Below are 22891 nucleotides of genomic sequence, written 5' to 3'. Positions count from 1 at the left end.
CGCCCTCCTGTGTTTGCTATGCCAGCGGATGAACGGAAAAGTCCGCGTCGGTAAAAGTATCCATCTCAACGTGTTCAACGCGGTTAGCCTGAATCAGCACGTTGAGCATGAAGCGGGGATTGTACTGCTCGTCACCTTCCGCCTGCGTCATGTCCTGCGGGTCTTCGACGTACAGGGGGGCGATCCCGTATGTCTGGAGGAAGCGGCATCCCACGCCGTCGCGCAGGAGCGTTGCGAGCGTTTGGGCGCGGTCGGCGGCGGTCGGCCCGTAGACGTCGAGCTGTACCCGGCGGCGCTGCGGCTGTACGATGGCTGTCCCGCCGCACTCGGTCTGATGCAGGTTCGTCGAGAGGCGCGTCATGGTCATGGGGGTAACGAGCACGTAGCTTTTCGTTTTCGGCTTGCTCACGCGGTTGACGTAGCCGCGCACAACAACGGCGGAATCGCCGAGGTAGCGTTTGCAAAAGTCCCCAAGGGCCTGCACGAGGATGCCGTCACTCATCGCCTTCCCCTTTGGGCGGTTCCGTGGCCCCGATTTCCGGCGGCGCGGTTTTCCGGAGCTTTACGCACCGGATTTTCGTCCAGCCCGCCGTGGGGTTCCAGCGTTCCAGAACTTGATCAACCTGCCACTCGGCGCCGTCCCAATAGACGAGATCGCCGCCCTGCTCCGCCGGACGATCAAGGGCAGACCAGTCCCCGGAAAGGTAAAAATCGTGCCAGATCGTATTCTGGCGCTGCTGCACGAGGAATTGCAGCGTCTTGTCCGCAACAGGCTGCGGCTGCGCCATGACCTCCACGGCAGGGGCCCATGCCGGAACCTGCTCATACTGCGCGTTCACCGTGAACCCCACAGAGACGAGAATTACAATCGGCTGGAAAGGGTTCACGATGCCGACAAGCGGACGCACCAGCTCATGAAGATTCACCGTTTGACTACCTCGTAATCAATGGACTTGAGCAGGCTCCCGGAGTCGATGAGCGTCCCCTTTCCCGCGCCCTTGGCGTTCTTGCGGCGCTTGGTGGATTCGGCGTTGTCCGGGGGCATATTGCTCTTGATCGTCGCCTGAATGTCGTCTGCCATGCGACGCCCCACAAGCCGCATCGCCTCTTTCGGTGTCCGTCCGGCTTCCAACGCTTTCGTGAGGTTATCACACCATACGCCCGCCTTGGCATCGAGCGTGGAACGCAGAAAAGGCCGGGAGGGGATGGTGACGGTGTGGGCTTTGACCGTCGCATCCTGCGCAAAATCGCTTTTGCCCTTCTTTACGAACCGATTTCCGACGCTGCCGTCACGCTTCCGCTTGAAGTACAAGGTTTGCGTCCGCTCAGGGATTTCGATTGTTGCGCCGTATTCGTTGTACGCCGCATACTCCGCAACGGGCGTACCGCCTTCGCCCCGCGTCGCATTTTCGAGTACCCCGGCCTTCACGACGATGTCTGGGGTGATGTACCGCTTGAGCAGTTTTTCGAGTTCTCCGGGCACAGTTTTATCCCCACGGATGCCAATACCGGGCGGCATAGTAGCGCCCGCCCACGGCATAGGGCTGGATGGCCTGCCAAAACGCCTGTCCGCACGGCGTCTGCGCATAGAAGGCTTTCCCGGTGTTCTGAGGCACGGAGAAGCTGACGCTGACAGTCCCTTCCGTAGCCGAAGCCACGGGCCCGGCCTGTCCCGTCGGCCACAAGGCCAGCGTCGCCAGATGGCAGACGAGGAGGTACAGCAGCGTCTTGCGGATCATGACGCCGTGGGCCGGGTCGTAGGGAACCGGGGAGGAGTCCGTGTTGTCCAGAAGCAGACAGGCGACGTCGAACGCCTGCCGAAGCTGTGCATCAGTCAGAAGAGGCTGCCCGGTCTTCGGATCGACGAAGCGCGGATAGGCATCCCGGAACTCCTGCGGATCAAAGACGACCACGGACACGGGCTAGAACCCCGCCTTGCTCTGGAGCGGCTCGGTCTGCGCCTTGGCTACGTCCACGGGTTCCAGACCGTGGCGCAGTTCCGCCCTTTCGTCGGCCTCGTCCACAGCGTCGGCCTTGCGCGCCTGCGCGAAGATGAGGCCGGACTTGAAAATCTCCATGTGCGGGCCATAGGTCTTTTCGATGTACGCCCAATCGTCGGCATTCACCCGCGTCAGCCCGAACGCGCCCACGGGCAGCACGCCCTTTTCCTTTCCGCGCAGGCCGGCGGCGTTGCCTTCAATGAGCACCTTGCGACCGTCGGGCATCGGGAACATGATCCCGGTCGTCCGGTTCAGGGCGACCATCACGGTATCCGCCTTCGTCGCCTGCACCGTTTCCGGGGCGGTATTCTTTTTGGGTCTGGCCATATCTGTCCTCCGTTGTTTTGGTCATCATGGCAAAAAGGACGGGGAAAAATCACCGTGAACAAAATTCGAGGCTATGCCGCCCGGCGAATGCGATACTTGCCCAGCATGTTCAAGTCGTTTTTCAGGGCCAGCCGGAAGGCTTCGATCACGTCGACGTGGTACGCCTTGACGCTCCCGAAACGGCTGTCCTCGATCTCCCGGATCTCGTAATCCATACGGCGGGACATATCGGAGAGCTTGCGTCCCGCGACGGAGTACGCGGCTGGCGTATCCGCAAAGACGTCAAGGAACCACGGGATGCCCTTCACGGACTTGTAGTCCCTGCCCCGCCCAAGCTCGTTCTCAAGAGCCGCAGCCTTGCGGACGGCGGCGGATGCGGTCGCCATTGCGGTGGCCTCGCGGCGTGAACCGATTTCGGCCTTGGTGCGGATCGCATCGTCGCGCTCGGCTTCAATGCGCCTGATGGTGTCCTGCGCGACCAGCACGGCGCGGGCAAGGATGGCTTCGGGGGTATCGTCGGGCTTGGCCATCAGGTAGCCGCCCGCCTTGCGGATGGAGGGGATGACCTCGTGCGTCACCCACCGCTTGAAAGCCTTGGCTTCGGGCTTGCGGGAACGGAGGATGAGGGAATACAGGCCGGGTTCGGATACCACATTCATTTGATGGGGAATTCCGGCCCTTGGATTACCATCAGGATTGCTGAGGGTAATCTTTTCGTCTTCGTCCAGTCCCCGCAGTGCCTCTGAAATATTCTCCAATCCCAGACACTCGCACACGTCTTTCGCCATGAACCACGGATCACCCTGCTCCCTTCTGACGACACGAAGAGAACCGAACTTTTCATGCTCAAAAAAAGCCAAGGGGGAATTTTCCATTGCTGAGCCTCCATAGTGTTTCGGCCATAATGCCTCATGGCGGCGTGGGGGCACACCGTGAACAAGGTTCGCACAGGGCAAAACAAAAGCCCCTTTCGGGGCGGCGGTGGATTTTTGAAACGGCCTATGCCATGATAGCCTCATCTATAATAAGAGGGATGATGTATGGCTACCTACATCAAGTTTCTGGCTGGGGACTATGGGAAAGAAGAATATATTTACATTAAAAATAAAAATCAGTTGCGTTGCTCTTCAAAAATGTTTGGAGCAAAGGAACTTTTCCTTTCCAGTATTGCCTCTTGCGAAGTAGCCAATGAAGAATCGGTCAAAAAACTCGGTGGGACCTTGGGAGGCGCACTTGTCGGCGGCGTCTTGCTTGGAGGCATCGGAGCGGTTGCGGGCGCTGTAGCAGGAGGTAAGACAACTGAGTCTACCGTCATTATTGAATTCAAAAATGGAAATAAGGCATTGGCAAAGGTGAATAGCCCCATGATGGAGGTTATCCGCGCACACCTTTTTGATGAACAATTGACACAAGAGCGCGGAGAACCAAGCCCGTTTATACAGCATGAACGTTCTCAGACACCCCCTAAAAAAATTGCCCTTATCATTGGAGTGATGGTGACGGTAGTACTAGCCGTGTTATGGCTGAGTTGTGCCCTCCAAACGCCTCCCAATACAAATGGGGCCTTGTTATGGGGAATCCTCACTATCCTTTCCGGTCTGTATTCTTGGAAAACATACAAAAAAATATATAAATCTTAATATATTAAATTAGAACAGGGAGAGAGGGCTATGGATTTTTCGGAAAGAATTGCTGAATTGTCGAAAAAGGTAAAGAATCTCGGTGACACCCTCAAAACCGAAGAGGCCACGAAAAACGCCTTGGTGATGCCCTTCATTGCGGCTCTTGGTTATGATGTTTTCAATCCTGCGGAAGTCGTGCCCGAATTTTCAGCCCCCATCGGCGAATATAAGGACGCCCGCGTGGACTATGCGATTCTTGTGGACGGCAAGCCTATCCTTCTTCTGGAGTGCAAGGCTTTGGGCACGTCTCTCGACATGAAGCACTGCAACCAGCTCCAGCTTTACTTCCACGGAACGGAAGCCCCCATTGCCATCCTGACGGACGGCAACCGTTACCGGTTCTATTCTGATCTTGAAACAGCCAACAAAATGGACAGCAAGCCCTATATGGAGTTCGTCCTTGACGATATGGACGAAATGCTGCTCCCGGAACTGCGCAAACTGGCAAAGGGCAAGTTTGATCGGGATGCCTGCATGAGCGCGGCAAACGAACTCAAGTACAACCGAGAGTTCAAACGCCTCATGTCCGAACAAATGGAAAAGCCGCACGAAGATTTCGCGCGCTTTTTCATCGGCCAGACGTATGATGGACGTATCACGCAAAACGTTCTGGATCGCTTCACTCCAATTCTTACCGCTGCGCTTGACCAGTTCATCAACGACCGCATCAACGACCGCTTGAAAAATGCCATGATGCAGCAGAAACCGGAAATTGTAGAGATAGAATCCGAAGATGCCCCACAAGGAAAAGAGCAGGATTCGCGCATAGTCACCACTGAGGAAGAAAAAGAAGCGTATTACCTTGTCAAATCGCTTCTGGTGGGCACCGTTGATCCGGCCCGCGTAGCCATGCGGGACAGCATCAGCTACTGCTCCATCCTTCTTGACGACAACAGGCTCAAGCCTCTGTGCCGCCTGTATTTCAACGGAAAACAGTGGAGGGTCGGACTGTTTGATGGGGAGAATAAGGACGCAAAGGAAGACATCGAAAAACTGGAAGATATTATTCCCTTTGCGGATCGAATCCGGGCTACGGCCTTGAAATACGATAACAAATAAAACTTTCCAACGTGGCGTTGCCCGCCAATGATGAAGAACATCCAGATGCAGGCAACGCCACTATTTTGCCCCTTACATTTTCTGCGCTTTGCGCTGTTCTTTTCCTACGGTACTTCAAAACACCTTCGCTGGTAACCAACCCCGAAACATGTTTTTTTGCCCTGCCAAGATTTGTTATCCTCGTGGTAGTGGTATGTCCTACGGACATTGACTCCGGGTGTGGGCTAATACAATAGCAATTCATCAATATGCCCGCTATCCAGCGACAGGAAACACCCCCACACGTGTGGGGAAGACCCCGAACTCGAAGAGGTGTATAATTCCGGTGGGGAAACACCCCCACACGTGTGGGGAAGACGGCCCGATCCCTGTGTCGTAACCGTGGGCCCTGGAAACACCCCCACACGTGTGGGGAAGACCCTAAAGATTTATTGACGATACTCGCTGTAGAGAAGGCTGTCTAGATGGCAATATAACATTACAAAAACGCTTGACAGTCTCATAAAAGTATGGCGTTGTCTTCCCACGGTGCTCGTAACACCCAAACAGGCGGATAACGCCACCCGATAGTATGGCTCTTTTTGTGCCCTTTTGCCGAAGTCAAGACTCTTTTTGACTTTGGTTTTCTGCTATACTTGCATCTTCCCGATGCCGGGTGTCCCTGATATGTCCAAGGCTTCGGCCCAAAGGCGGGGAGCCGCTCCTGTTTGGCGGTTACGAACACCCGGCATCGTCATTCGTAGGCGGTGCCAATTCCAACAAACAGGAGTGGCACATGTCACAGTCTCTCTGCTTCAACGATTTCATTTTCTCCCCCATCACTCGCGACAATCAACCTTGGTTCCGCTCTTCTGAAATCGCCACCGCGTTAGGGTACGCCCGAGAGGATACCTTGAGTCGTCTTTACTACAGAAACGCTGATGAATTCACCTCAGAGATGACTCAAATGGTTGAAATCAGCGTAGACCGTCAGTTTGGCGTAGAAGGTCGCGCCCGCATCTTCAGCTTGCGCGGCTGCCACCTTCTCGCCATGTTCGCCCGGACTCCGGTAGCAAAGGCGTTCCGCAAGTGGGTGCTCGACGTGATCGAGCAGTACGGCGACAGGGTGCCCGTTGCCGAGCCCGTGACGCTCAACGACGAGCTGATCAACGCGTCGGAACGTGCCGAGCTCAAGCTCATCGTAGACGCCAAGCTCTCGACCTACCCCGCCGCGGTGCAAGGCAAGGCCTGCGCCGAGATATGGGCCAAGTTCAACCGCCATTTCCGCATTGCCGAATATAAGCAACTCCCGGCCCGGCTTATGCCGGACGCCCGCGAGTTCCTGCTTTCCGTCCGCGTCCGCGCCATCAACGCCATACCCACGGCGGAATCCGCAATCCCCGCTCCGGCGCTTCCCACCGCATCGTCACTATACCGCGACCGGGTGAAGGAGCTTGAACGCCTCGAACAGGAATGGATCGAATTCGCTGGGGAAATCCGCTCCCGGCTCCACCAATTCGTCAAGGAACTCCTACGCGTTAAGGGGAGCACTTATCCCGAACTGCTGAACCGGGTATGCCCCAGGCAGAACATCTCGAAGGATCCGCTTCTCGGTATCCTGCAATCCAACTCGTACAACGCCCAGACGTGGATTGACGAGGGAATATCCGCAATGAGAGCGGCAATCCGTGCCGCGAAGACCTCGAACAGGATGATGCCAGGGTAATCCTTGGCAACCCTGCATGAATCATATAAGACTTTACCAACGGAGGGATTCCCCCATGTTGCTGTTCGATACCGGGAAAAAACTGGAAAAAGCGTTTACTGCCGAGCAGTTCGACGCTCTTGTCGAGGTGCTGGAAAAGCGTGAGGATAAGTCCGCGACCAAAGAAGACCTGCGCGAAACCGAGTTGCGTTTACAAGTCGAACTGGAAAAGGTTCGCGGGGAAACTGAAAAAATCCGCGCCGAAATGAAGGAAACCGAAGCGCGGTTGACGGTAGAAATCGAGAAGATCCGTGGAGAGACGGAAAAAGTCCGTGGCGAGGTAAAGGAAACCGAAGCCCGCTTACGGACTGAGATTGAAAAGGTCAAATATGATCTGCTCAGATGGCAGTTCGCCATAGCCTTTGCCCTCGCCGCGATCATGGCCAAAGGCTTCGGCTGGATTGGATTCTAACGAGAAAAGAATATTGCAGAAAAGGCGGTTCTTCGGAGCCGCCTTTTATTCTTGACGCCTGCCTTATTTGTACATATTATTGTACAAAAACAAAGGAGGCGTCATGTCACAGGCCATTACCTACTCCGAAGCCCGGCAGAACCTTGCGGAAACCATGAGCCGCGTCTGCGATCACCATGAGCCGGTCATCATTACTCGGCAAAAATCGCCCTCTGTGGTCATGATGTCACTTGAGGATTATAACGCCATCATGGAGACGGCGTATCTGCTCCGTTCACCCGCCAACGCCGCGCGGCTCAGGAAAGCGATGCAGGCCGCCGATGCGGGCAAGGCCATGCCGCATGAGCTGGAGGATTGAGCATGCTGCTTACATGGACGCCGCAGGCGTGGGAGGACTACCTCTATTGGCAGCATGCGGACAAGCGCACGGTCAAACGGATCAACGAATTGCTGCGCGATGCCATGCGGAATCCTTTTGAAGGGCTGGGCAAGCCGGAACCGCTCCGGTTCGATCTTGCCGGATGCTGGTCACGACGCATCAATCAGGAGGATCGGCTCGTCTATAAGCTGGACGAAAAGAGCGAAGCCCTGATCGTACTCCAATGCCGCTATCATTACTGAGCAGCTCCCAAAGATGCAAAGAAGCCCCAACCGTTAAACAGGCGGTTGGGGCTTTCGCATGGGGGAAGGGGGAGGCTCTACATGCCGGTCATTTGAGCGAACGCAAAGGGCATGAGCACGATGCCGCCGTAGGTGGTGCCGACGAACTTCTGGCGGAAGCTGGACAGGTCGGGCACGACGCGGCCCGCACGCATCTTTTCTCCGAAGGCCAGCGTGCCGGAACGCTGCCCGTTCACTTCGGGGGCGATGAGGAACATGGTTTCCCCGGCGGTCATGCTGTGCAGTTCGGGGACGGTCACGATGTCGATGCGGCTGAAATACCGCTTCAGCATGTCCAGCACGGACACGTTGAAATCGGTAGCCGCGCCGAGGCGCACGGCCAGTTCGGGGGAGAGGCAGAGTTTCAGCGGGGTATCCTTGTCGATGAGGCCGCTGGACTGCTCGGAGAGCTGCGCGAACAGGGCGAGGACGTCATTGTAGATCTGCACCGTGGTCTTGTCGGCCCATTTCGTGGAGCTGCCCGTGCCCGTGGCCTCGGCGGTGATGGCGGCGGGGAGGTTCGGGTCGTTGAGGATGCCGTAAATCTCCTTCCCGGCGACGCCGAGCAGGTAGAAACGGTTCTGGTCGATGTCGATGACGTTGGCCGCCGCGCGCTGTTTGGAGGCCGCAAGGTTGACTTTCGCCGTGCTCGACATCTCCACTTCAAAATCGCCGTAGGTGATGGACGTCTGAAAGACGTACTGCACGCGGGTCTGCCATTCCGAGTTCACGCCCGAAGTCGTGCCGTTGGCATAGTCGGAATACGGCTCGGTCTTCCCGGTCATTTCGTCCACGCGCCACTTCATGTACGGGGTCGTCCAATCGCCTTTTTTCTCTTCCCCGAAGATTTCACGGGCGCGCCGGGGCGCGGTCAGGATTTCAATGACCATCGGGTCGATATACGCCAGCAGTTCGGCGGGGACGGTCGTATTCGGCGTGGTGATGAGCGCGGCGTCCTGCGCGATGCGGGCGCGGTTTTCGGGCGTGGCCCACATGCGCGCATGGGGGAAGACGAAGCCGTAGCGCCTGGCCTGTTCAAATGTCGGGTTCATAACGTTCCTCCTACGCTCCGGCGGCGGCTGCGCCGAGGTTGGTGCGGGCCTGTTCCGCAGTGGTTGCGCCGGTTCCGCCGTTGGCTACGCCGAGCGCACCGGTGGCGTTGCTGAAATCTTTCTGCATCAGGTTCGAGGTGTCGCCGCCGGAGCCGGACGCTGCGGCCTGTCCCCAGTTGCTGATGATGATCGGTTCTCCGATTTCGCCGGGGGTCTTGACGACCCACCCCGTATCGATGTGCGTACCGTCGGGCGTCCCGGTGCTGATGGAACCGTCGGCGGTGGAGGCAAGGACGGCCTGCCCCACCGTGGCTTTGGTCGTGGAAACGGCCCAATAGTCGCCCTTCACAGCGACGGTGAGGTTCGAGCCTGCCGGGACGGTCAAAGTACCGTCAGAAAGCAATTCGTAGTTCACGTAGTTGATGACGCGCTCCACGAAGCCGAGCACGGCAGTGGCCTCACCCGCGACGTTGGTGGCCCGCGTGTTGTCGATCACGCCGGAATCCACGACCGGAAAGACGAAGCGCCCCACGGGGAGGGCCACCGCCGCCAGAGGGTTGAGCGGGGTATAGATGCTCTGGTCGGGCGTCGCTTTGTCGCCAGCGATGCCGGGAGCGACGGAGATATTGACTTGGGACTGCAAAGGCATGGTGTGCCTCCTATTCGGCAATGGTGATGTTGGAAAGCCCGGCGAAGCTGCCGGACATGCGCCCGACGGGGGCCGCGTCGCGGGCGATGGAAGGGGCCGCCTTCTGCTTGCGGAGGATGTCGATCATGCCGGGCCATGCCTGCCGGGGATACTTGCGGGGTTCCTCCCCAAGCTGCTCCAGCGCGTAGCCGTAAACGTCGGACGCGGAGTCGAAGGACAACGGGTCAAGCTCGCCCACCAGCCCGCGCACGTCGCGCACGGCACGGGTGAGGTTCCGCATGTGCTCCTGCGCTTCGGCAACTGCGGAGGCCTTGATGCGGGCGGCGTCCATCGCGGTGAGGGGGCGGGGACCACGGCGACGGAATGCCCTGTCCTGAGCGGTTCCCTTGCCGTCCGGGTCTTCATCTCCGGTCGCCGGGGAATAGGCGAGGTCTTGCAGTGAGTCGGTCAGCTTCTTCTGCTGTTCCGGCGTGAGGCCGGGGACGGCAGCGAGGATGCGCTTGATGGCCGCGTCCTTGTCCTCGTCCTTGCCGAGCTCGCGGCGTTCGCCTTCGGATTCATGCTCACGGTCGAGCTTGCGCCGTTCCTCAGGATCCCGGATCAACTCCTCACCGTACTTGACGCCCTCGGCAAAGGCTTTGCTCTCCTGCGGGTTCTCTGCGTCGAGGCCACAGGCATCCATAGCCTTTTTCATGCCCTCGGACTCATGCTCACGGTCGAGCTTCCTGCGTTCGTCCGGATTGCGCTCCAGTTCCTCGCCATACTTCACGCCTTCGGCAAAGGCGCGGGATTCGGCGGGATCCTCCGCATCAAGCCCGCAGGTGTCCATAGCTTTCCTGGCGTCTTCGTCCATCGCTTCCTTTTTCTCCGCTTTCCCGTCGCCCGTGGCCTTGGAGTAGGCCAGATCGGAGAGGGCATCCTTCAGCTTTTTGACGTCCTCAGGATCGAGCTTGGCGGACAGTTCACCGACGAGCTTGCGGATTTCCTCCGCCTTGTCCTCGTCTTCGGTGACATCCACGATTTCGCCTGTCACGGGGTCGACCTTGTGCAGGTCGATGATGGCCTGCGCAAGCTCCACTTCCTGCTTTTCGATGTCCGGGTTGTCGTCTTGCGCGCCCCGAAACCATTTCTTGAACGTGCCCATAAGCGTTCCTTTTTTCGTTGAAGTTGGATGAGAATCCGCCACCACCACGTCCGGCCCGGCCCGCCCTTCCTCGACCAGCGCGACGTGGTTGCCGCGGATGTTCCGCATGATGAAATCGTAGGGGATGCCCTCGTAGCTGCCCGGCGTGAAATCCGGGTCGTAACGGTAGGCGCAGGAGAGTTCCCGGAAGGAGCCGTCTTCGATGGCGTCGATGGCGGCCCGGTCCCACACGGTCAGCGGCGCATCCACATACGGCGGGTTCCAGACCGCGCCCGTGCCTACCGCTCCCACGCGGGTGAGCTTCTGCGGTTCTTCCGCGCTGTCGATATGGTGCTCGATGTGCAGCGGCAGCCCGGCCCATGTCTCAAGCGACGCTTGAAGTTCTTCCGGGTCGCGCAGGCCGTAGTAGACGGCCTCAGGGTCAAGCCCGGCCTCCTGCCAGCCCGGAACCTCCCGCCCGTAATAGGGGTTCACCGCCGCTTTGGTGATGTGCGACGCCCCGACGTGCAGGAACCCGTTCTCGTCGGTCGTCCGCTGCGAGGGGGCCGCGTCGAAGGCGACGCCTTTGCCTTGATGCATAGATTAGTCTCCAAATTCAGGGATGACGGCCCGATACGTACATTGGCACCCCGGAAGCTCGCCGCAAAGCACCTTGCGCTTTACGTCAGAGTCGTAGAGCCCTTCCGCGATGACGAACCTTTTCCCGTTCATGAGCTGATGGGTATGGCGGCTTGTCTTCTTTCCCGGCACATGCACCCAGATGCCTTCGGTGATGCCGAGCTCTTTGTCCTGCACCCGCTTAAGGGCCTCGGTCGCCTTGTTGGACTGGTCGCGGGCAATGAATTCGGCCCTGCGCCGGGTGATTTCGTACCGCTTGTGGAGTTCGTCGGCGAGAAACTCCACGTCACGGCCCATGCTGGCTGAACGCATTACAAGCCCGGTAACTTCGGTAATGTACTGCTGTGGAATGGACTTGATGATATTGTAATTTTCCAGTAGCAACGCCCGTTCCACATCATTCATGGCCCGCGTGCTGGCCTTCATCTTTACCGTGAAGCCCGCGTCTTTTAACGCCTGCCTCATCCCGGCTTCCGTGCGCCGCCTCGTACTGCCCACGAACTCCCGCGCGAAAATCTCCGCGCTTTCCCTCCACCGCTTCGTCCAGTACCGGAACAGGCGCTTGAGGCGGTCTTGCAGGTCACTCGCCGGGGACGCATCCTGTGCTATGCGGGTTTCCTGCTTCCTGTACTCGGCGCGCAGCCACCACACGACGGAACGCTGCATCTCGTCGAGAAGCGACACCATCCGCTTCCGGTATTTCGCCCGGATGCCCGCGTTGGGCTTGATGGCGCGGAGGATTTTAGCCATGCCTACTCCTCATTGGCGAAACGGATATTTACAATCTCGAAGAAAGGAGCTATATTTCTTTTGAAAGCAGCATCGCTGCCATGAGTCGGCGTTTTCAGGTTCCCGTGGTTTTGCCCACGGATCGCTCCTGAAAGCGCCGATTCTTTTTGCCTTCGATCCGTATAGGGTCGAGTCCCCTCCCGTGTGAGATTGTAAACAAGGTGCTTGGGTTCTCGCATGGGCCGTTCCGCTATATCGACAATGGCTTCCTTTTCACCTTCCGAGGTGGAAACGCTTTTCGTATATGAATGGAATACGGACACGTCGGGATGAAAATGCATCGGGGTGGAGGATTCATAACGCCCTGTAGCGATGATTTCCGGCAAATGCGGAACAAGCTCCGCCTTAAGCGGATCGATAGCCATATCTTTTTTGAGTTCCTTCCAACTTGCCCCGGTAAAACACGCCTCTATCGGCCCATTATCCGTCTGCGCGGTGACATGCCGCCCCTGTAATTTTTCGCGGAAATAAGCATGCGCAGCCTTCTTGTGGTCACCGCCGTGCTCCCGCACCAAGACCTCATAACGGGCCGTGTCCGGCTTGGAGGACTCCACGGGACGTGATTCCCGGTTGACGACGGGCTGCCCCACATTCCCCTTCTTGATCTCGCCTGTTTCAGTGTCGATCTGATACCGTTTCCCGTTCTCGGCGGTACGCCAGACATCCTCGTCCCACGCGGCGTCGTAGACGGCCCCGGCCTTGTCCACGTCGTCGATGTCGGGCATCAAGGTCCCTTCCCCGGCTTCCGGCAGGACGTCGGGCATTCCGTTGCCCTGCGGCACTTCCGCCGGGTCTATGTCGGAGAAGCCGCTGTCCGGGTCACTGGCAAGGGACTGCCGGGCTTCTTCCTGAGAGATGATGTCCCGATCCATGTAGACGGCGATGGTGTCGGCCTTGGTCTTCTGGAGCGTCGCAAGGGCCGCCCTGTCCTCCCCGCCGAGGGGCGCGAAGTCGAACGTCACGGACGGGTCGATGGTTCCGCGCAGGTGGAGCTGGATACAGTCGAGCGCCTTTTTGATGCCGTCGCGCAGGACTTTTTCCTGCTGGCTCGTGATGTGGTCGTAGTAGTTGCGGATGTCCGATTCGCCCGTGGCGTTGAACCCGGACGGGCTGATGCCGAGCAGCTTGACCGCCGGGGTGCGGTTCAGGGCGGCAAGGATTTCAAGGGACTGGCGCACGATGTCGGTCACGCCGGAAAGCGGCGTTTCCAGCTTCACCACCTCTTCCGTTTCCTTGTCCACGGCAAGCACGCCGTCGTTCGTCATGGACTGGATCATGTACCGGATGCGGGTATCAAGCTGCGCCGTGCCCCCGGCCGCGTACAGGATGTCGTCCATCTTCGTCTTGAAGACGGTTAACGAAAACTTCGTCAACAGCCGGGCTTCCGCCGCGCGGCACTCCTGAAAGTGCAGCACGTAATCCCAAAGTATCTGTGCCTGCGGGATGCCTAAAAAGTTATATGCGGGCCGCAGCAGCACCGGGCATTCGTTCGCCACCAGCCGGATAAGCCGGGAAGCATGGACACGCTGCCCAAGCACCCACCACCAGCGGGGGCGAAAGTAGTCCGGCTCAAGCGGCGAAAGGCTGTTGTAATCGCCGGGGAAGACGTTCACTGGGTCGATGACGACGAAGCGCAGGAGGCCGCCGGGGTTCAGTTCCGCCGAGTACTGGCTGATGTTCAGCGGGAGCTCCAGCTCTTTCCCGACGGCCCCGGTATCGATGAAGAGGAACGCGCCGCCTTCGTACCCTACAAGCTCCGTCGCTTCGTGGAAAAGACGCTGGAGCCCCAATCTCTTGCAAGCCTGTGCGAGGTCAGTAAGCAAAGCGTCATCACCGCCCTCCCCTTCGCGCTTGAACTCAATCCATGCGCGGGTCATGTCGTCGGACACCGTCTCGACGCAGGCACGGATCAGGCCGTTCTGGGCAAGGTTCTGAAGTACGCCGTAGCCCATGAATTGCGGCGCAATCCCAACCCCAAGCTCAAGCGAATGCTGAAGCAGGGAGTAGACGCCGGAATCCGCAAGCCGCGCGTCCATCGCAAGCTGCACCTCTTCGGGCGCGCCGAGCGTCTTCGCAGGGCCGTACATCCGGCTGATGTCGTCGGGCGTAGGCGGCAAGGGTTGAGCAAGGCCGCCGCGCACGTCCGGGGAGAGTGACAGACGGCGCGACGGCGGCACGGCTTGCGGGGCTATGGAGGTAGCATGGCGATAAGTGCGCTTCTTGCTCATGGGTGCATCATGCTATGAGCGAAGAAGAATTTACACCGTGAACAAGGTTCGGGGGCTTGACGGAACGTTTTCTACTGCAAGAATGCAACCCCGTTTCTTATACGGACGAAAAAGGCCCCTGCAAAGAGAGGCCTCCTAAGATTATAAAGGGGCAAAAACAAACCTGATACTTTTACCCTGCCACAAAAAATTTCAGCAAGCTTTCCTCATTGCATTTTGAATCCATTCTGTGATTATGCCGGGGTTCCGGATAAAATCTTCCAAAAAAACCATCTTAAAACAAGCCTCAACAGATGGTCCCTCGGTGACTGGTCCCCAACTTTCTTCTTCCTCAGGATATTCGGATTGCTTCCATAACTCTTCAAACGTAGCTTTCTTAGTATCAACTGGACGATAAAGCCCTATCTGAAGAATAGCCTTGCCAGGCTCACCCTCAAGCGGATCGGGTTTTTCCTCTGACGTTCTGTTAGAAGAAGAAAAACTCTCATCCATATAAAATTTAACAATAAGTATCCTATTTTCTTTCCGAGTGGAATCATTATACTTGTAATTTAAAAAAGCATATTGGGAAGCATATACCGGGATATAATCCCATTCCCAATGCTTCCGAGGATCCTCATCCTTAAAATGGGGAGGATCGGTTTCTGTAGGGCTCCAAAAATGATAGATAAATCCCTCCCTTTCAACAGCATTAAACAGAGAATGAAAAAACATATTGTAAAATCCTGCGCAGAGGCGATGTGCCGTCTGGAGCTGGCAGACAAGATGGTTCTCCGGGGTTTGCATCCGTTCCTCTCCTCTAAGATTTGCCGTTGCGGATATCAAAAAAAATCTGCCTGATGGCATCCATAGATAATGTTGGCATCGTCTTGGAATACGCGATGACATTTTCTAAGAAGTTTGATGCTTTTTCAATAAGTCAACGTAGTTAAAATTAAGATCCACCGATTTGCAAAAAGTCAGGAGAGCTTCCGCAGAAATCCTTTTACCCTCCCCACAAATGCCGAACAGCTCAAAGGCCAGTCTGATGTCCCCAAGAATGCGCTTATCCTGCGGCGTTTCGGCATCCAAATTTTCCAAAGCCTGAGCGAATGGCTCCCATTCCAACGGATGGATAGTCGCCTTGAATGGCGCAGCACAAGTTGCTGCAGAGGCAATATCTTCTTCGCTCCATGAGCAGTTTCTCCCTAGCGGGATGAAATAAAGACGCTTTATAACCGAATTGCGGTATTCCGCCACAGCCGCCCTTATTTCGTTTTTCCATTGCTCCAGGTTCTGCCATCCGCCCCCATTCGGCGGTTTCACCTCAATGACTACCAGGCTTTCTTCTAAAAGCATGATAATATCCGGCTCCACCCAATGACGATTGGGGCAACCCTTCAAACAGGGCCAGAAAGAAATTTCATTGAGGGAGAATCCCGTCCCGCCGCTTTCTCCGGTCATAAAAGCAATAAGCTGCCTGAAAACGGCGTCGGAAAGGTAGGCCAGCCGCTCAAAAACCGTAGCCGTCAACAAATCCTCATTGCTATGAAAGATATCTCTCCAACGAGGAGCAGGCTCCACCAAGCCTTCTATTTTGAGTCTGCGGGCTTTTCCAGACCAAATGGCATGAAGCATAGGACCCTCCGTTTTTTTTCACTATGCTGCCGTCTTTCAGGCATAGTCTAAGCTGTATTGAGAAAAATGGGAATCGAATTCCTGCCTCCCTAATCTGGAAATCCCGTTTTCGCCAAAGGCCACCGTCAAATCCCCCCAATCTTCCGCAGGCTCATACGCGGTTGAATGATGGCGGGGTTGATGGACATAGGCCGCTTGGTATCGAAGTCGCGGAGGGCCTGCGTTGTGGCGTCCACCTGGTCGTCGTGGGGCGCGCCGGGGAACTGCGTCAGTTCCGCGATATACTCCCGCGCCCACGGGCAATGCTCAGGGTGCGGGAGCAGGACGTTCCCGGCCTCGAAGAACGTGGTCACGGCATGGGCGCGGGCCGTCTTGCTGCCGTCCGGCTCCACGGGGATGATGCCGGGAACTGCGTGTTTCAGCGCGTCGATGACCGCCGGGCCGTTGGCCTTGTCCTCCACAAGTTTGCGGGTGGCGCCGGGCCATTTGGCGGCAAGCGCCCGGAACGCGGCGACCGTGTCCGTAAACCCCATACGTCGCCGGACCTGATCGAGGAGGTAACGGTCGGCCCCCTTGCGGCCCCACACCTGCCCAACAACAAAATCGGTATCGTCGCCGTCCTTGAATGTCATGTCCCACGAGATAAGAAGCTGGTCGAACTGTTCCGGCAGGTCTTTGGGGAGCCAGAAGCGCAACCATTCGGCCTTGAAAATGTTGCCCCCGTCGGGGGTGGGCCGCTGCTGGTATAGGGCCTCCCAGTCGCGTGTGCCGAGGGCTTTCTTGATGGCAAGGAGCTGGCTCAGCGGGTAGCGTTCCGGGTGCAGGGCTTCCCCGGCCTTGCGGTGGGGCTCGTCCTCCGTTGCGATGGCCGGGAAGTTCACTACGCGCCAGTAGTCGCCCTCCCCCCGTGCGGCGGCCTCAAGCAGCCGCCCGGAAAGGTCGGCCATGTGCCAGCGCGTATTGATGATGAGCACCCCCCCGCCGGGCGCGAGGCGCGTGTACAGCGTGGACGTGTACCAGTCCCAGACGTTCTGGCGGATGGTCGGGGAATCGGCGGACGCCCGATCTTTGAATGGGTCGTCAACGATGACGATATGCCCGCCCATGCCCGTGATGCCGCCGCCCACGCCAGCGGAACGGTAGCAGCCAGCGTGCCCCACCACCTCGAATATGTCCGAATTGCGGAGGTAGGAGCCGTCCCCGATGGTGCGGGTGTTCTTGCCGTACAGCGCCGTGCCGGGGAAAAGCTCCCGGTATTCCGGGCTGTCGATGACGCGCTGCACGTCGCGGTTCATGCGCGAGGACAGGTCGGCGGCGTAGCTTGTGGAAATAATGGAGAGATCGGGGTAGCGGCCCAAGGCGTAGGCCGGGAAACGGCGGGAGGCCAGCTCGCTTTTCCCATGGCGGGGCGGCATGGTCAGCATGAGGCGCGGGGAACGTCCGGCCACGACATCGGCAAGGAAGGCGTCCAGCTCGGAACAGATTTCCTCATGCACCCATCCCATCTTGTAGCCGGGCATGGTGTAGCGCACGAAGGCCGCGAGGCAACTCCGGGCCAGCGCCTTCCTGATGTCGGCAAGGATGGCTGGGCTACTCATGATCCGGCGTTTTGAAGGCTTCCTTCGTCAGGCGAAGCAGCTCGTCCGGGGAGAGGCGTGAGAGATCCACCGGACGCTGAGAGAGGGAACCGTCGGATGAAGTGTGATCCAAGGCGGTTTTGTCCACGATGCCCCACGCCTTGCGCTCTCCCTCCTGCCGGATCTTAATCGTCTCGGCGGTAATCTTGGCGAGCTTGGCCTTGTCGAAGCTGCCTTCGGACAACGCCTCATCCATAATGGCCTGATGCCGATCCCACTCCCGCTGATGGCGGGTGATGACGGCGGCCTTGGCTTCGGCGGCGCGATCCAAGGCTTCGGCCTTTTTTTGAGGGTTGCAGCCTGCAACCACGCCCGCAACCTTGGCCTCCGCCTGCGGTTCACGGTGCCGGAAATGTCCTGCCCCCAGCCTTCGGCCCGGATGCGCTTTTGGATGGCCGTCCGGCTCACACCGTACCGCTTGGACAGATCGGACTGGCTCGCCCCTACTTCGTACTCGGCCCGGATGGATTCCCAATCAAATCGTGCCGCCATCGTCGCACCCCCCGTTTGGCCTGCGCTCTTCCCGTTCCCTCAAGAACCTTTCATGCCCCCGTTTCTCCTCTTCCTCCGGCCTCGTGCTGTACGCCAAATCATACTCCCAGGGGGCCCTTTTCCTCTTCAAATGCGGACACCGATGACCGGTCTGATAGGACACCGGTGGCCGGTCCACTCTTCCAGTACTCTTTCCAGAACCGGCAGCCAAAACCGAGGAGCGTCCGGTTGCCGTGGAGGTGAACACCCCAGAGGATACGAGCGCAGCAACGGCCCTGCGCACTGTCCGCACAGACACGCCGCACTCCTGCGCGACGGTTTCCTGCCGCACGCGGATTTTTCCGGTCCGTTTGTCCATGTGCAGGGCGAGCGCCATACCTACAAGCTTTTCCGTTGGAAGAAGTTCCGCCTGAAGAAGCCGGCGCTGGAGCGCGTAGGTGTCCATTACAGTGATGATATTACCGTGCCAGCCTGTCATCCCCACGGCATTCGTCTTCACGGAAATGGAGCTTCCTCACACACATGGGGATGTTTCCTGCTCACATCGGGCCGATCAGCTTCATGATGAGCGCGCCGAGGCTGCCTGCCGCCGCAGCCACGCCGGCAAGCACGGACATTCCCCCGGCGCGTTTGTTCTCCGCCGCTTCAAGTGCCGAAATACGGACATCCTGCCCGGCGATGCGTTTGCCGTGATCCTTGAGCTGCGTAATCACGATGTCGTCGAGGCGCTGGTTGGTGCCCGCGACTTCGGCCTTGAGCCCGGAAAGTTCGGCCTTCACTTCCCCGATTTCACGGACAAGCTGCACATCGTCGCTCATTGCGCCTCCTCAACGCCCCTGATCCACAGGAGCAGGTTCCCGGCCTCGCCAGCGGGCAGGTGCACCCATTCGCCGGGCTCGGTGAACGTCTCGCCCCGGTAGGTGTAGGACCACTCACCCGTCACGACCGCCCCGGCGTCAAGGGGGCCGGGCTTGTCGCGGCGGTCGGTTCCGCCCATCGAGCGCACCCACTCGCCGCCGGCGTCATCACAAACAGCAGCGCGATCAGCCTCACGATCAGCAGCGCGGCGTTCGCCGTACCGTTGGCGAAGCCACATCTTGATGAGTTCAACGCACGAGGTGAGGAAGTCGAGGACGGCCCGCACATCACTTCCCCGTCACGGCCCTGACTTCGGCCCGCTCGGTTTCGGACTTGCCGTCCGCAGGCGAGGCCGGGAACTTGCTTCTGTGGATCAAGGGTGTGGAGAAAGCGCAATGAGCGACGACATACAGATGTTGCGGGATCTCGGCGAAGTGAAGGCCGAACTGTCTGCGGTCAAGGCCGAACTTGCCGGACTGCGCGAGCGTATCGACGATGTGGTCATTTCAAACCTGGGTGCCCACGGCAAGCGCATGTCCATGCTCGAAACCCGCGTTGCCGCGTTTGAAGCCGCCGAAAACCGCCGGGCCGGGGGCATGGCCGCGCTCGTGGCTGTAGCGGCTGCGGCAGGAGCGGCCGGGAACGTCCTTTCGCGCTGGATCGCGGGATAAGCGGCTCACATATTTCGGCTGAGGCAATGAACATCCACTCTGAAAAAGGAGAAACACTATGACCAAGACGCAAACTGCTGGTCAGGCTGCCGGCACGATAGGGCACCGCCACTACTCCACTGGCGGGACTACTGACGGACACCGTTTCCGATCCGATCTCGGTTCCCGCGGTCGGAACAAGCTCCGCCGCAAGAGTATGGGCGGCTCCGGGGGTTAATCCATAGTGGCGGCCACGACCCTTCTCTTTGACGGCATCAAGGCCGCTGCGAACATCACAGACCGGGTTCTTGTCTTCTATTCCGGGGGCAAGGACTCGGCTGTGACTCTTGACCTGTGCGCACGGTATTTCAAGAGGATCAGCCCGTCTTCATGCGGCTTGGGCCGATACTCTCGTTCCAGCGGGCGTGTCTTGACTGGGTTGAGCGTCGCTACAGGGTTCCCGTCGTGATTGTGCCGCATCCCATGCTCGCGGAATGGCCCCGGTACGGTACGTTCCGGGAATACGATTTCGACGTGCCGATCATCTCCTTCCTCGATGTATACACCTACGCCCGGTCGAAGTCCGGCGTCTGGTGGATCGCGGTAGGGGAACGCATCGCGGACTCCATCGTACGCCGGGCCATGATCAAGGGCGACGGCGGCGTGGTGAATCCCAAACGAGGGCAGTTTTTCCCCCTCGCGCACTGGAACAAGTCGGACGTGTAGCCTACATCCGGCATCACAGGCTGAAGGTCGCCCCGGAAACGCAGCACCTCGGCTTTTCCTTCCAATCACTCATGGGAAACGATCTCGCCGCGATCCGTCGGGTCTACCCGGAGGATTACGCCCACATCGAATCATGGTTTCCGCTCGTGGGCGTCAGTTTGGCGCAGTATGTGTTTGCGAAGAAACAGGAGGGTACGACATGAGCGTCGCCGCGACCAAATTTCAGAAAGGTGAGGAGCGGTACATCCTGCGTTCCCAGATCCAAGAGGTACCCTACAATCCCCGCATCATTGGGGAGAGGGCGGAAAAGCGTCTCCGCGCCTTTATCAAAAAGCACGGCCTGTTCGGAACCATCATCTGGAACGAGCGTACTGGAAACATCGTTTCAGGGCACCAGCAGCTCAAGGCACTCGACTACAACGAGAAGTATCCGGAGGCCAAGGATTATCAGCTCCGCATAACCGTGGTGGCTCTGACGGACCGGGAAGAAAAACAGTCCAACGTATTTCTGAACAATCCTGATGCTCAGGGAGATTGGGATGTCGGTATGCTCGGCAACCTGATGCAGGTAGACGGGTTCACTGCCGAAGAATTGGGATTTACCGAATCCACGGCGGTCATGATGTTCGACGGGGATCCTCGCTTCTCCGCACTGTTTCAGGACACCGAGGACGTCACCGCCACCAAGGAGCAAATCCGCGAGGTACGCAACCACCGGGCCGACAGCATGAAGGACATGCAGGAAGCGCAGAGTGCGGACTTTTACTTCACGGTCGTTTTTCAAATCCCGGCGCTTTGGCGTCGACAGTGGGGAATAACCCTCATGATGGTGTGTGATGGGTCAATGTACGGCAAAGAGTAAGCGAACCGGCGAACGGTGCCGCCGTGCCGCCATGCACGGGCAGACGGTCTATTACATGCACGGGGGAGCCTCCCGCCGCAAGGATGGTGCCCCCAAGGGCTCGAAGAATGCCCTCAAGACCGGGCAGTACGAGACGATCCTCGCCTCAACCATGACGCCGGAGGAACTTTCCTATCGCGACAGTTTGGACATCAATCCTCTGACGACGCTCAGGGAAACCCTCAAGACCCTGCGAATGCGGGAGCTGCGTATTTTGCGCCGGATCAAGAAGGCGATGGACGCCGAGGAGATTGCCGGAACGCCCACCGGAATAATGAATGGTCAAGGGAAAGAACTCCTTCTCCCTGCCATGTTGCTCACTGGAGCGCAGCAAACGAAGAAGGCGGACGGAACCGATCCACCACGAGCCAGAGCGAGAGCCATGCCCGGTACATGGAGTGTCTGGAGAATGTCTTGACCGCTGTTCAGGATCAGATCCGCCGGGTTTCGGAGAGCATCGCCCGGCTTGAAGGAGAGGGTGACGCCGATGACGGCAGGCAGACGGGCGTGCTCGTCTCTCCCGGCCTCTTTTCGGAGGAAGCATGGACAGCCGTGGCCTCCCAATAATCTGGCAGCCAAACTCTCTCCCTCAGGCATTGTTCCTGTCCTGCCCCTTCCCTGAAGTCCTGTTCGGCGACGCACGCGGGCCGGGGAAAACGGACTCCCTGCTGATGGACTATCTCTAGTTCGTAGGGCAAGGACTGCGCGAATTTTGGAAGGGCATCATCTTCAGGCACACCTACAAGCAGCTTGAGGAGATCGTCGGCAAGTCTGAACGTTTCTTCCCTTCCATCATCAAGGGCGCGAAATTCCGATCGACGGCTATGACGTGGAGCTTTCCAGACGGTGAAACGCTCCGGTTCCGTCACGCCAAGCGTATCGCGGACATGGAGAACTATCAGGGCCATGAATATCCGTTCGTCGGCTTCGCTGAGATCTGCAATCAGCCGAGCATGGACGTGTACGAGACGGCTAAGGGCTTCTGCCGCTCCAGCAACCCACAGGCCCCCAAGCTCATCCGTTGCACGACCAACCCGCTCGGCGTCGGGCACTTGTGGGTCAAACGGTACTTCATCGATCCCGACCCGCCCTTCACGCCCATCACGGACGCCGCGGGCAGCAAGCGGGTATTCATCCCCGCCACCATCTACGACAACAAGCACCTCATCGAGGCGGACCCGAAGTACCTCCTTCGTCTGGAATCCATCACGGACGACAACCTCCGGCGTGCATGGCTCAACGGCGACTGGAACGTGGTCGCCGGGGCGTTCTTCGGGGACGTATGGTCGCCTGATCGGAATGTCATCAGGCCGTTCGCCGTCCCCAAAAGCTGGTACTGCTTCCGGTCGTTCGACAGGGGCAGCTCGCACCCCTTCTCCGTGGGCTGGTGGGCCATCGCGGACGGCACGGCAGCGCCGGGCGCATCGTCCCCAATGAGGGGTTCCGCATGTCCAGCCGGGAAGTGGCGAAGGGCATCGTCAAGCGGGAAAAAACCATGCGGGAGTACATGGGCATCACCATACATCCCGGCCCGGCGGACCCGACCATCTATGCCAGCACGGACGGGCCGAGCATTGCCGACAACATGGCCTCGGAAGACGTTCGGTGGGTGCGCGCCGACAATTCCCGCATCACGGGCTAGCAAC

The 22891-nt window shown here is 58.5% G+C and carries 31 protein-coding genes and 1 pseudogene; 14 read left to right on the top strand and 18 right to left on the bottom strand.

The genetic code is table 11. The annotated features are described in order from the left end of the window. Positions 1–16: 16 nt before the first annotated feature. From AC6I1V_RS15335 to AC6I1V_RS15310, 6 genes are all read right to left on the bottom strand, one after another. Positions 17–502, bottom strand: a complete 486-nt coding sequence (locus AC6I1V_RS15335) for a phage neck terminator protein (RefSeq protein ID WP_486854356.1) — start codon at positions 500–502, stop codon at positions 17–19. After that, positions 495–926 carry a phage collar protein gene (locus tag AC6I1V_RS15330; protein ID WP_486854355.1) on the bottom strand — a complete coding sequence of 144 codons (432 nt, stop codon included), beginning with the start codon at positions 924–926 and terminating at the stop codon, positions 495–497. The genes AC6I1V_RS15335 and AC6I1V_RS15330 overlap by 8 nt, the downstream gene beginning before the upstream one ends. Continuing rightward, positions 923–1483 carry a hypothetical protein gene (locus tag AC6I1V_RS15325; protein WP_486854354.1) on the bottom strand — a complete coding sequence of 187 codons (561 nt, stop codon included), beginning with the start codon at positions 1481–1483 and terminating at the stop codon, positions 923–925. Before AC6I1V_RS15325 ends, AC6I1V_RS15330 begins: the two co-directional genes overlap by 4 nt. Before the next feature lie 4 nt (positions 1484–1487). Next, a complete protein-coding gene (locus AC6I1V_RS15320) occupies positions 1488–1919 on the bottom strand; it encodes a DUF4054 domain-containing protein (RefSeq protein WP_486854353.1) in 432 nt (143 codons plus the stop codon). 3 nt (positions 1920–1922) lie between these two features. Next, positions 1923–2327, bottom strand: a complete 405-nt coding sequence (locus AC6I1V_RS15315) for a hypothetical protein (protein ID WP_486854352.1) — start codon at positions 2325–2327, stop codon at positions 1923–1925. A 71-nt stretch (positions 2328–2398) separates the two neighbouring features. Beyond that, complete coding sequence (locus AC6I1V_RS15310; protein WP_486854351.1) at positions 2399–3202, bottom strand: BRO-N domain-containing protein; 804 nt, start codon at positions 3200–3202, stop codon at positions 2399–2401. 165 nt (positions 3203–3367) lie between these two features. Between AC6I1V_RS15310 and AC6I1V_RS15305 the strand changes: the two genes are divergently transcribed. The 6 genes from AC6I1V_RS15305 to AC6I1V_RS15280 all read left to right on the top strand — a co-directional run bounded on the left by AC6I1V_RS15305 (position 3368) and on the right by AC6I1V_RS15280 (position 7845). Continuing rightward, a complete protein-coding gene (locus tag AC6I1V_RS15305; protein ID WP_486854350.1) occupies positions 3368–3967 on the top strand; it encodes a hypothetical protein in 600 nt (199 codons plus the stop codon). Positions 3968–3997: 30 nt separating this feature from the next. After that, on the top strand, positions 3998–5068 hold the full coding sequence (locus tag AC6I1V_RS15300; RefSeq protein ID WP_486854349.1) for a type I restriction endonuclease: 1071 nt from the start codon (positions 3998–4000) through the stop codon (positions 5066–5068). 775 nt (positions 5069–5843) lie between these two features. Next, positions 5844–6773, top strand: a complete 930-nt coding sequence (locus AC6I1V_RS15295) for a BRO-N domain-containing protein (protein ID WP_486854348.1) — start codon at positions 5844–5846, stop codon at positions 6771–6773. A 55-nt stretch (positions 6774–6828) separates the two neighbouring features. Continuing rightward, a complete protein-coding gene (locus tag AC6I1V_RS15290) occupies positions 6829–7224 on the top strand; it encodes a CCDC90 family protein (RefSeq protein WP_486854347.1) in 396 nt (131 codons plus the stop codon). Between the two features lie 103 nt (positions 7225–7327). After that, positions 7328–7582, top strand: a complete 255-nt coding sequence (locus AC6I1V_RS15285; RefSeq protein ID WP_486854346.1) for a type II toxin-antitoxin system Phd/YefM family antitoxin — start codon at positions 7328–7330, stop codon at positions 7580–7582. Between the two features lie 2 nt (positions 7583–7584). Beyond that, on the top strand, positions 7585–7845 hold the full coding sequence (locus tag AC6I1V_RS15280; RefSeq protein ID WP_486854345.1) for a Txe/YoeB family addiction module toxin: 261 nt from the start codon (positions 7585–7587) through the stop codon (positions 7843–7845). A 77-nt stretch (positions 7846–7922) separates the two neighbouring features. On the opposite strand, the gene AC6I1V_RS15275 is transcribed toward AC6I1V_RS15280, so the two are convergent. From AC6I1V_RS15275 to AC6I1V_RS15220, 12 genes are all read right to left on the bottom strand, one after another. After that, entirely contained in the window at positions 7923–8936 is a 1014-nt protein-coding gene (locus AC6I1V_RS15275) for a major capsid family protein (protein ID WP_486854344.1), read from the bottom strand. 10 nt (positions 8937–8946) lie between these two features. Then, a complete protein-coding gene (locus AC6I1V_RS15270; RefSeq protein ID WP_486854343.1) occupies positions 8947–9585 on the bottom strand; it encodes a structural cement protein Gp24 in 639 nt (212 codons plus the stop codon). Positions 9586–9595: 10 nt separating this feature from the next. Further along, positions 9596–11308 (bottom strand): DUF2213 domain-containing protein, encoded by a 1713-nt coding sequence (locus AC6I1V_RS15265; protein WP_486854342.1) that lies wholly within the window; start codon positions 11306–11308, stop codon positions 9596–9598. A gap of 3 nt (positions 11309–11311) precedes the next feature. Next, entirely contained in the window at positions 11312–12097 is a 786-nt protein-coding gene (locus AC6I1V_RS15260; RefSeq protein WP_486854341.1) for a phage head morphogenesis protein, read from the bottom strand. A 2-nt stretch (positions 12098–12099) separates the two neighbouring features. Next, positions 12100–14364, bottom strand: a complete 2265-nt coding sequence (locus AC6I1V_RS15255) for an anti-CBASS protein Acb1 family protein (RefSeq protein ID WP_486854340.1) — start codon at positions 14362–14364, stop codon at positions 12100–12102. A gap of 192 nt (positions 14365–14556) precedes the next feature. After that, the gene (locus AC6I1V_RS15250; RefSeq protein ID WP_486854339.1) at positions 14557–15150 is read right to left on the bottom strand and encodes a PM0109 family protein; all 594 of its coding nucleotides are present in this window, start codon (positions 15148–15150) and stop codon (positions 14557–14559) included. 105 nt (positions 15151–15255) lie between these two features. After that, positions 15256–15981, bottom strand: a complete 726-nt coding sequence (locus AC6I1V_RS15245; protein WP_486854338.1) for a hypothetical protein — start codon at positions 15979–15981, stop codon at positions 15256–15258. A 125-nt stretch (positions 15982–16106) separates the two neighbouring features. Beyond that, the gene (gene terL / locus AC6I1V_RS15240) at positions 16107–17579 is read right to left on the bottom strand and encodes a phage terminase large subunit (RefSeq protein WP_486854337.1); all 1473 of its coding nucleotides are present in this window, start codon (positions 17577–17579) and stop codon (positions 16107–16109) included. Next, the gene (locus tag AC6I1V_RS15235) at positions 17572–17928 is read right to left on the bottom strand and encodes a hypothetical protein (protein ID WP_486854336.1); all 357 of its coding nucleotides are present in this window, start codon (positions 17926–17928) and stop codon (positions 17572–17574) included. Before AC6I1V_RS15235 ends, terL begins: the two co-directional genes overlap by 8 nt. A 165-nt stretch (positions 17929–18093) precedes the next feature. Beyond that, the gene (locus AC6I1V_RS15230) at positions 18094–18609 is read right to left on the bottom strand and encodes a helix-turn-helix domain-containing protein (protein WP_497737171.1); all 516 of its coding nucleotides are present in this window, start codon (positions 18607–18609) and stop codon (positions 18094–18096) included. Positions 18610–18649: 40 nt separating this feature from the next. Beyond that, positions 18650–18928 (bottom strand): hypothetical protein, encoded by a 279-nt coding sequence (locus AC6I1V_RS15225; RefSeq protein ID WP_497737170.1) that lies wholly within the window; start codon positions 18926–18928, stop codon positions 18650–18652. After that, positions 18925–19254, bottom strand: coding sequence for a hypothetical protein (locus AC6I1V_RS15220; protein ID WP_486854017.1), 330 nt, complete (start codon positions 19252–19254; stop codon positions 18925–18927). The genes AC6I1V_RS15225 and AC6I1V_RS15220 overlap by 4 nt, the downstream gene beginning before the upstream one ends. 109 nt (positions 19255–19363) lie before the next feature. On the opposite strand from AC6I1V_RS15220, the gene AC6I1V_RS15215 reads away from it, so the two are divergent. The 8 genes and pseudogenes from AC6I1V_RS15215 to AC6I1V_RS15180 all read left to right on the top strand — a co-directional run bounded on the left by AC6I1V_RS15215 (position 19364) and on the right by AC6I1V_RS15180 (position 22887). Next, a complete protein-coding gene (locus AC6I1V_RS15215) occupies positions 19364–19639 on the top strand; it encodes a hypothetical protein (protein WP_486854016.1) in 276 nt (91 codons plus the stop codon). Positions 19640–19697: 58 nt separating this feature from the next. Beyond that, positions 19698–19856 (top strand): hypothetical protein, encoded by a 159-nt coding sequence (locus AC6I1V_RS15210; RefSeq protein WP_486854015.1) that lies wholly within the window; start codon positions 19698–19700, stop codon positions 19854–19856. A gap of 116 nt (positions 19857–19972) precedes the next feature. Next, positions 19973–20344: a hypothetical protein gene (locus AC6I1V_RS15205; protein WP_486854014.1), complete on the top strand. Its 372-nt coding sequence runs from the start codon at positions 19973–19975 to the stop codon at positions 20342–20344. Positions 20345–20415: 71 nt separating this feature from the next. Beyond that, complete coding sequence (locus AC6I1V_RS15200) at positions 20416–20547, top strand: hypothetical protein (RefSeq protein WP_486854013.1); 132 nt, start codon at positions 20416–20418, stop codon at positions 20545–20547. After that, positions 20544–21206: a ParB N-terminal domain-containing protein gene (locus tag AC6I1V_RS15195; RefSeq protein ID WP_486854012.1), complete on the top strand. Its 663-nt coding sequence runs from the start codon at positions 20544–20546 to the stop codon at positions 21204–21206. Before AC6I1V_RS15200 ends, AC6I1V_RS15195 begins: the two co-directional genes overlap by 4 nt. After that, positions 21181–21663 carry a hypothetical protein gene (locus AC6I1V_RS15190; protein WP_486854011.1) on the top strand — a complete coding sequence of 161 codons (483 nt, stop codon included), beginning with the start codon at positions 21181–21183 and terminating at the stop codon, positions 21661–21663. Before AC6I1V_RS15195 ends, AC6I1V_RS15190 begins: the two co-directional genes overlap by 26 nt. A 283-nt stretch (positions 21664–21946) precedes the next feature. Then, positions 21947–22459 (top strand): annotated as a pseudogene (locus AC6I1V_RS15185) (hypothetical protein); the annotation flags it as partial. A gap of 173 nt (positions 22460–22632) precedes the next feature. Next, the gene (locus AC6I1V_RS15180; protein WP_497737169.1) at positions 22633–22887 is read left to right on the top strand and encodes a hypothetical protein; all 255 of its coding nucleotides are present in this window, start codon (positions 22633–22635) and stop codon (positions 22885–22887) included. Positions 22888–22891: the final 4 nt, after the last annotated feature.

The sequence above is a fragment of the Bilophila sp. T19-St14 genome, assembly GCF_059728385.1.
The sequence above is the reverse complement of the archived record's forward strand: the minus strand, read 5'-3'. Positions and strand labels throughout refer to the sequence as shown.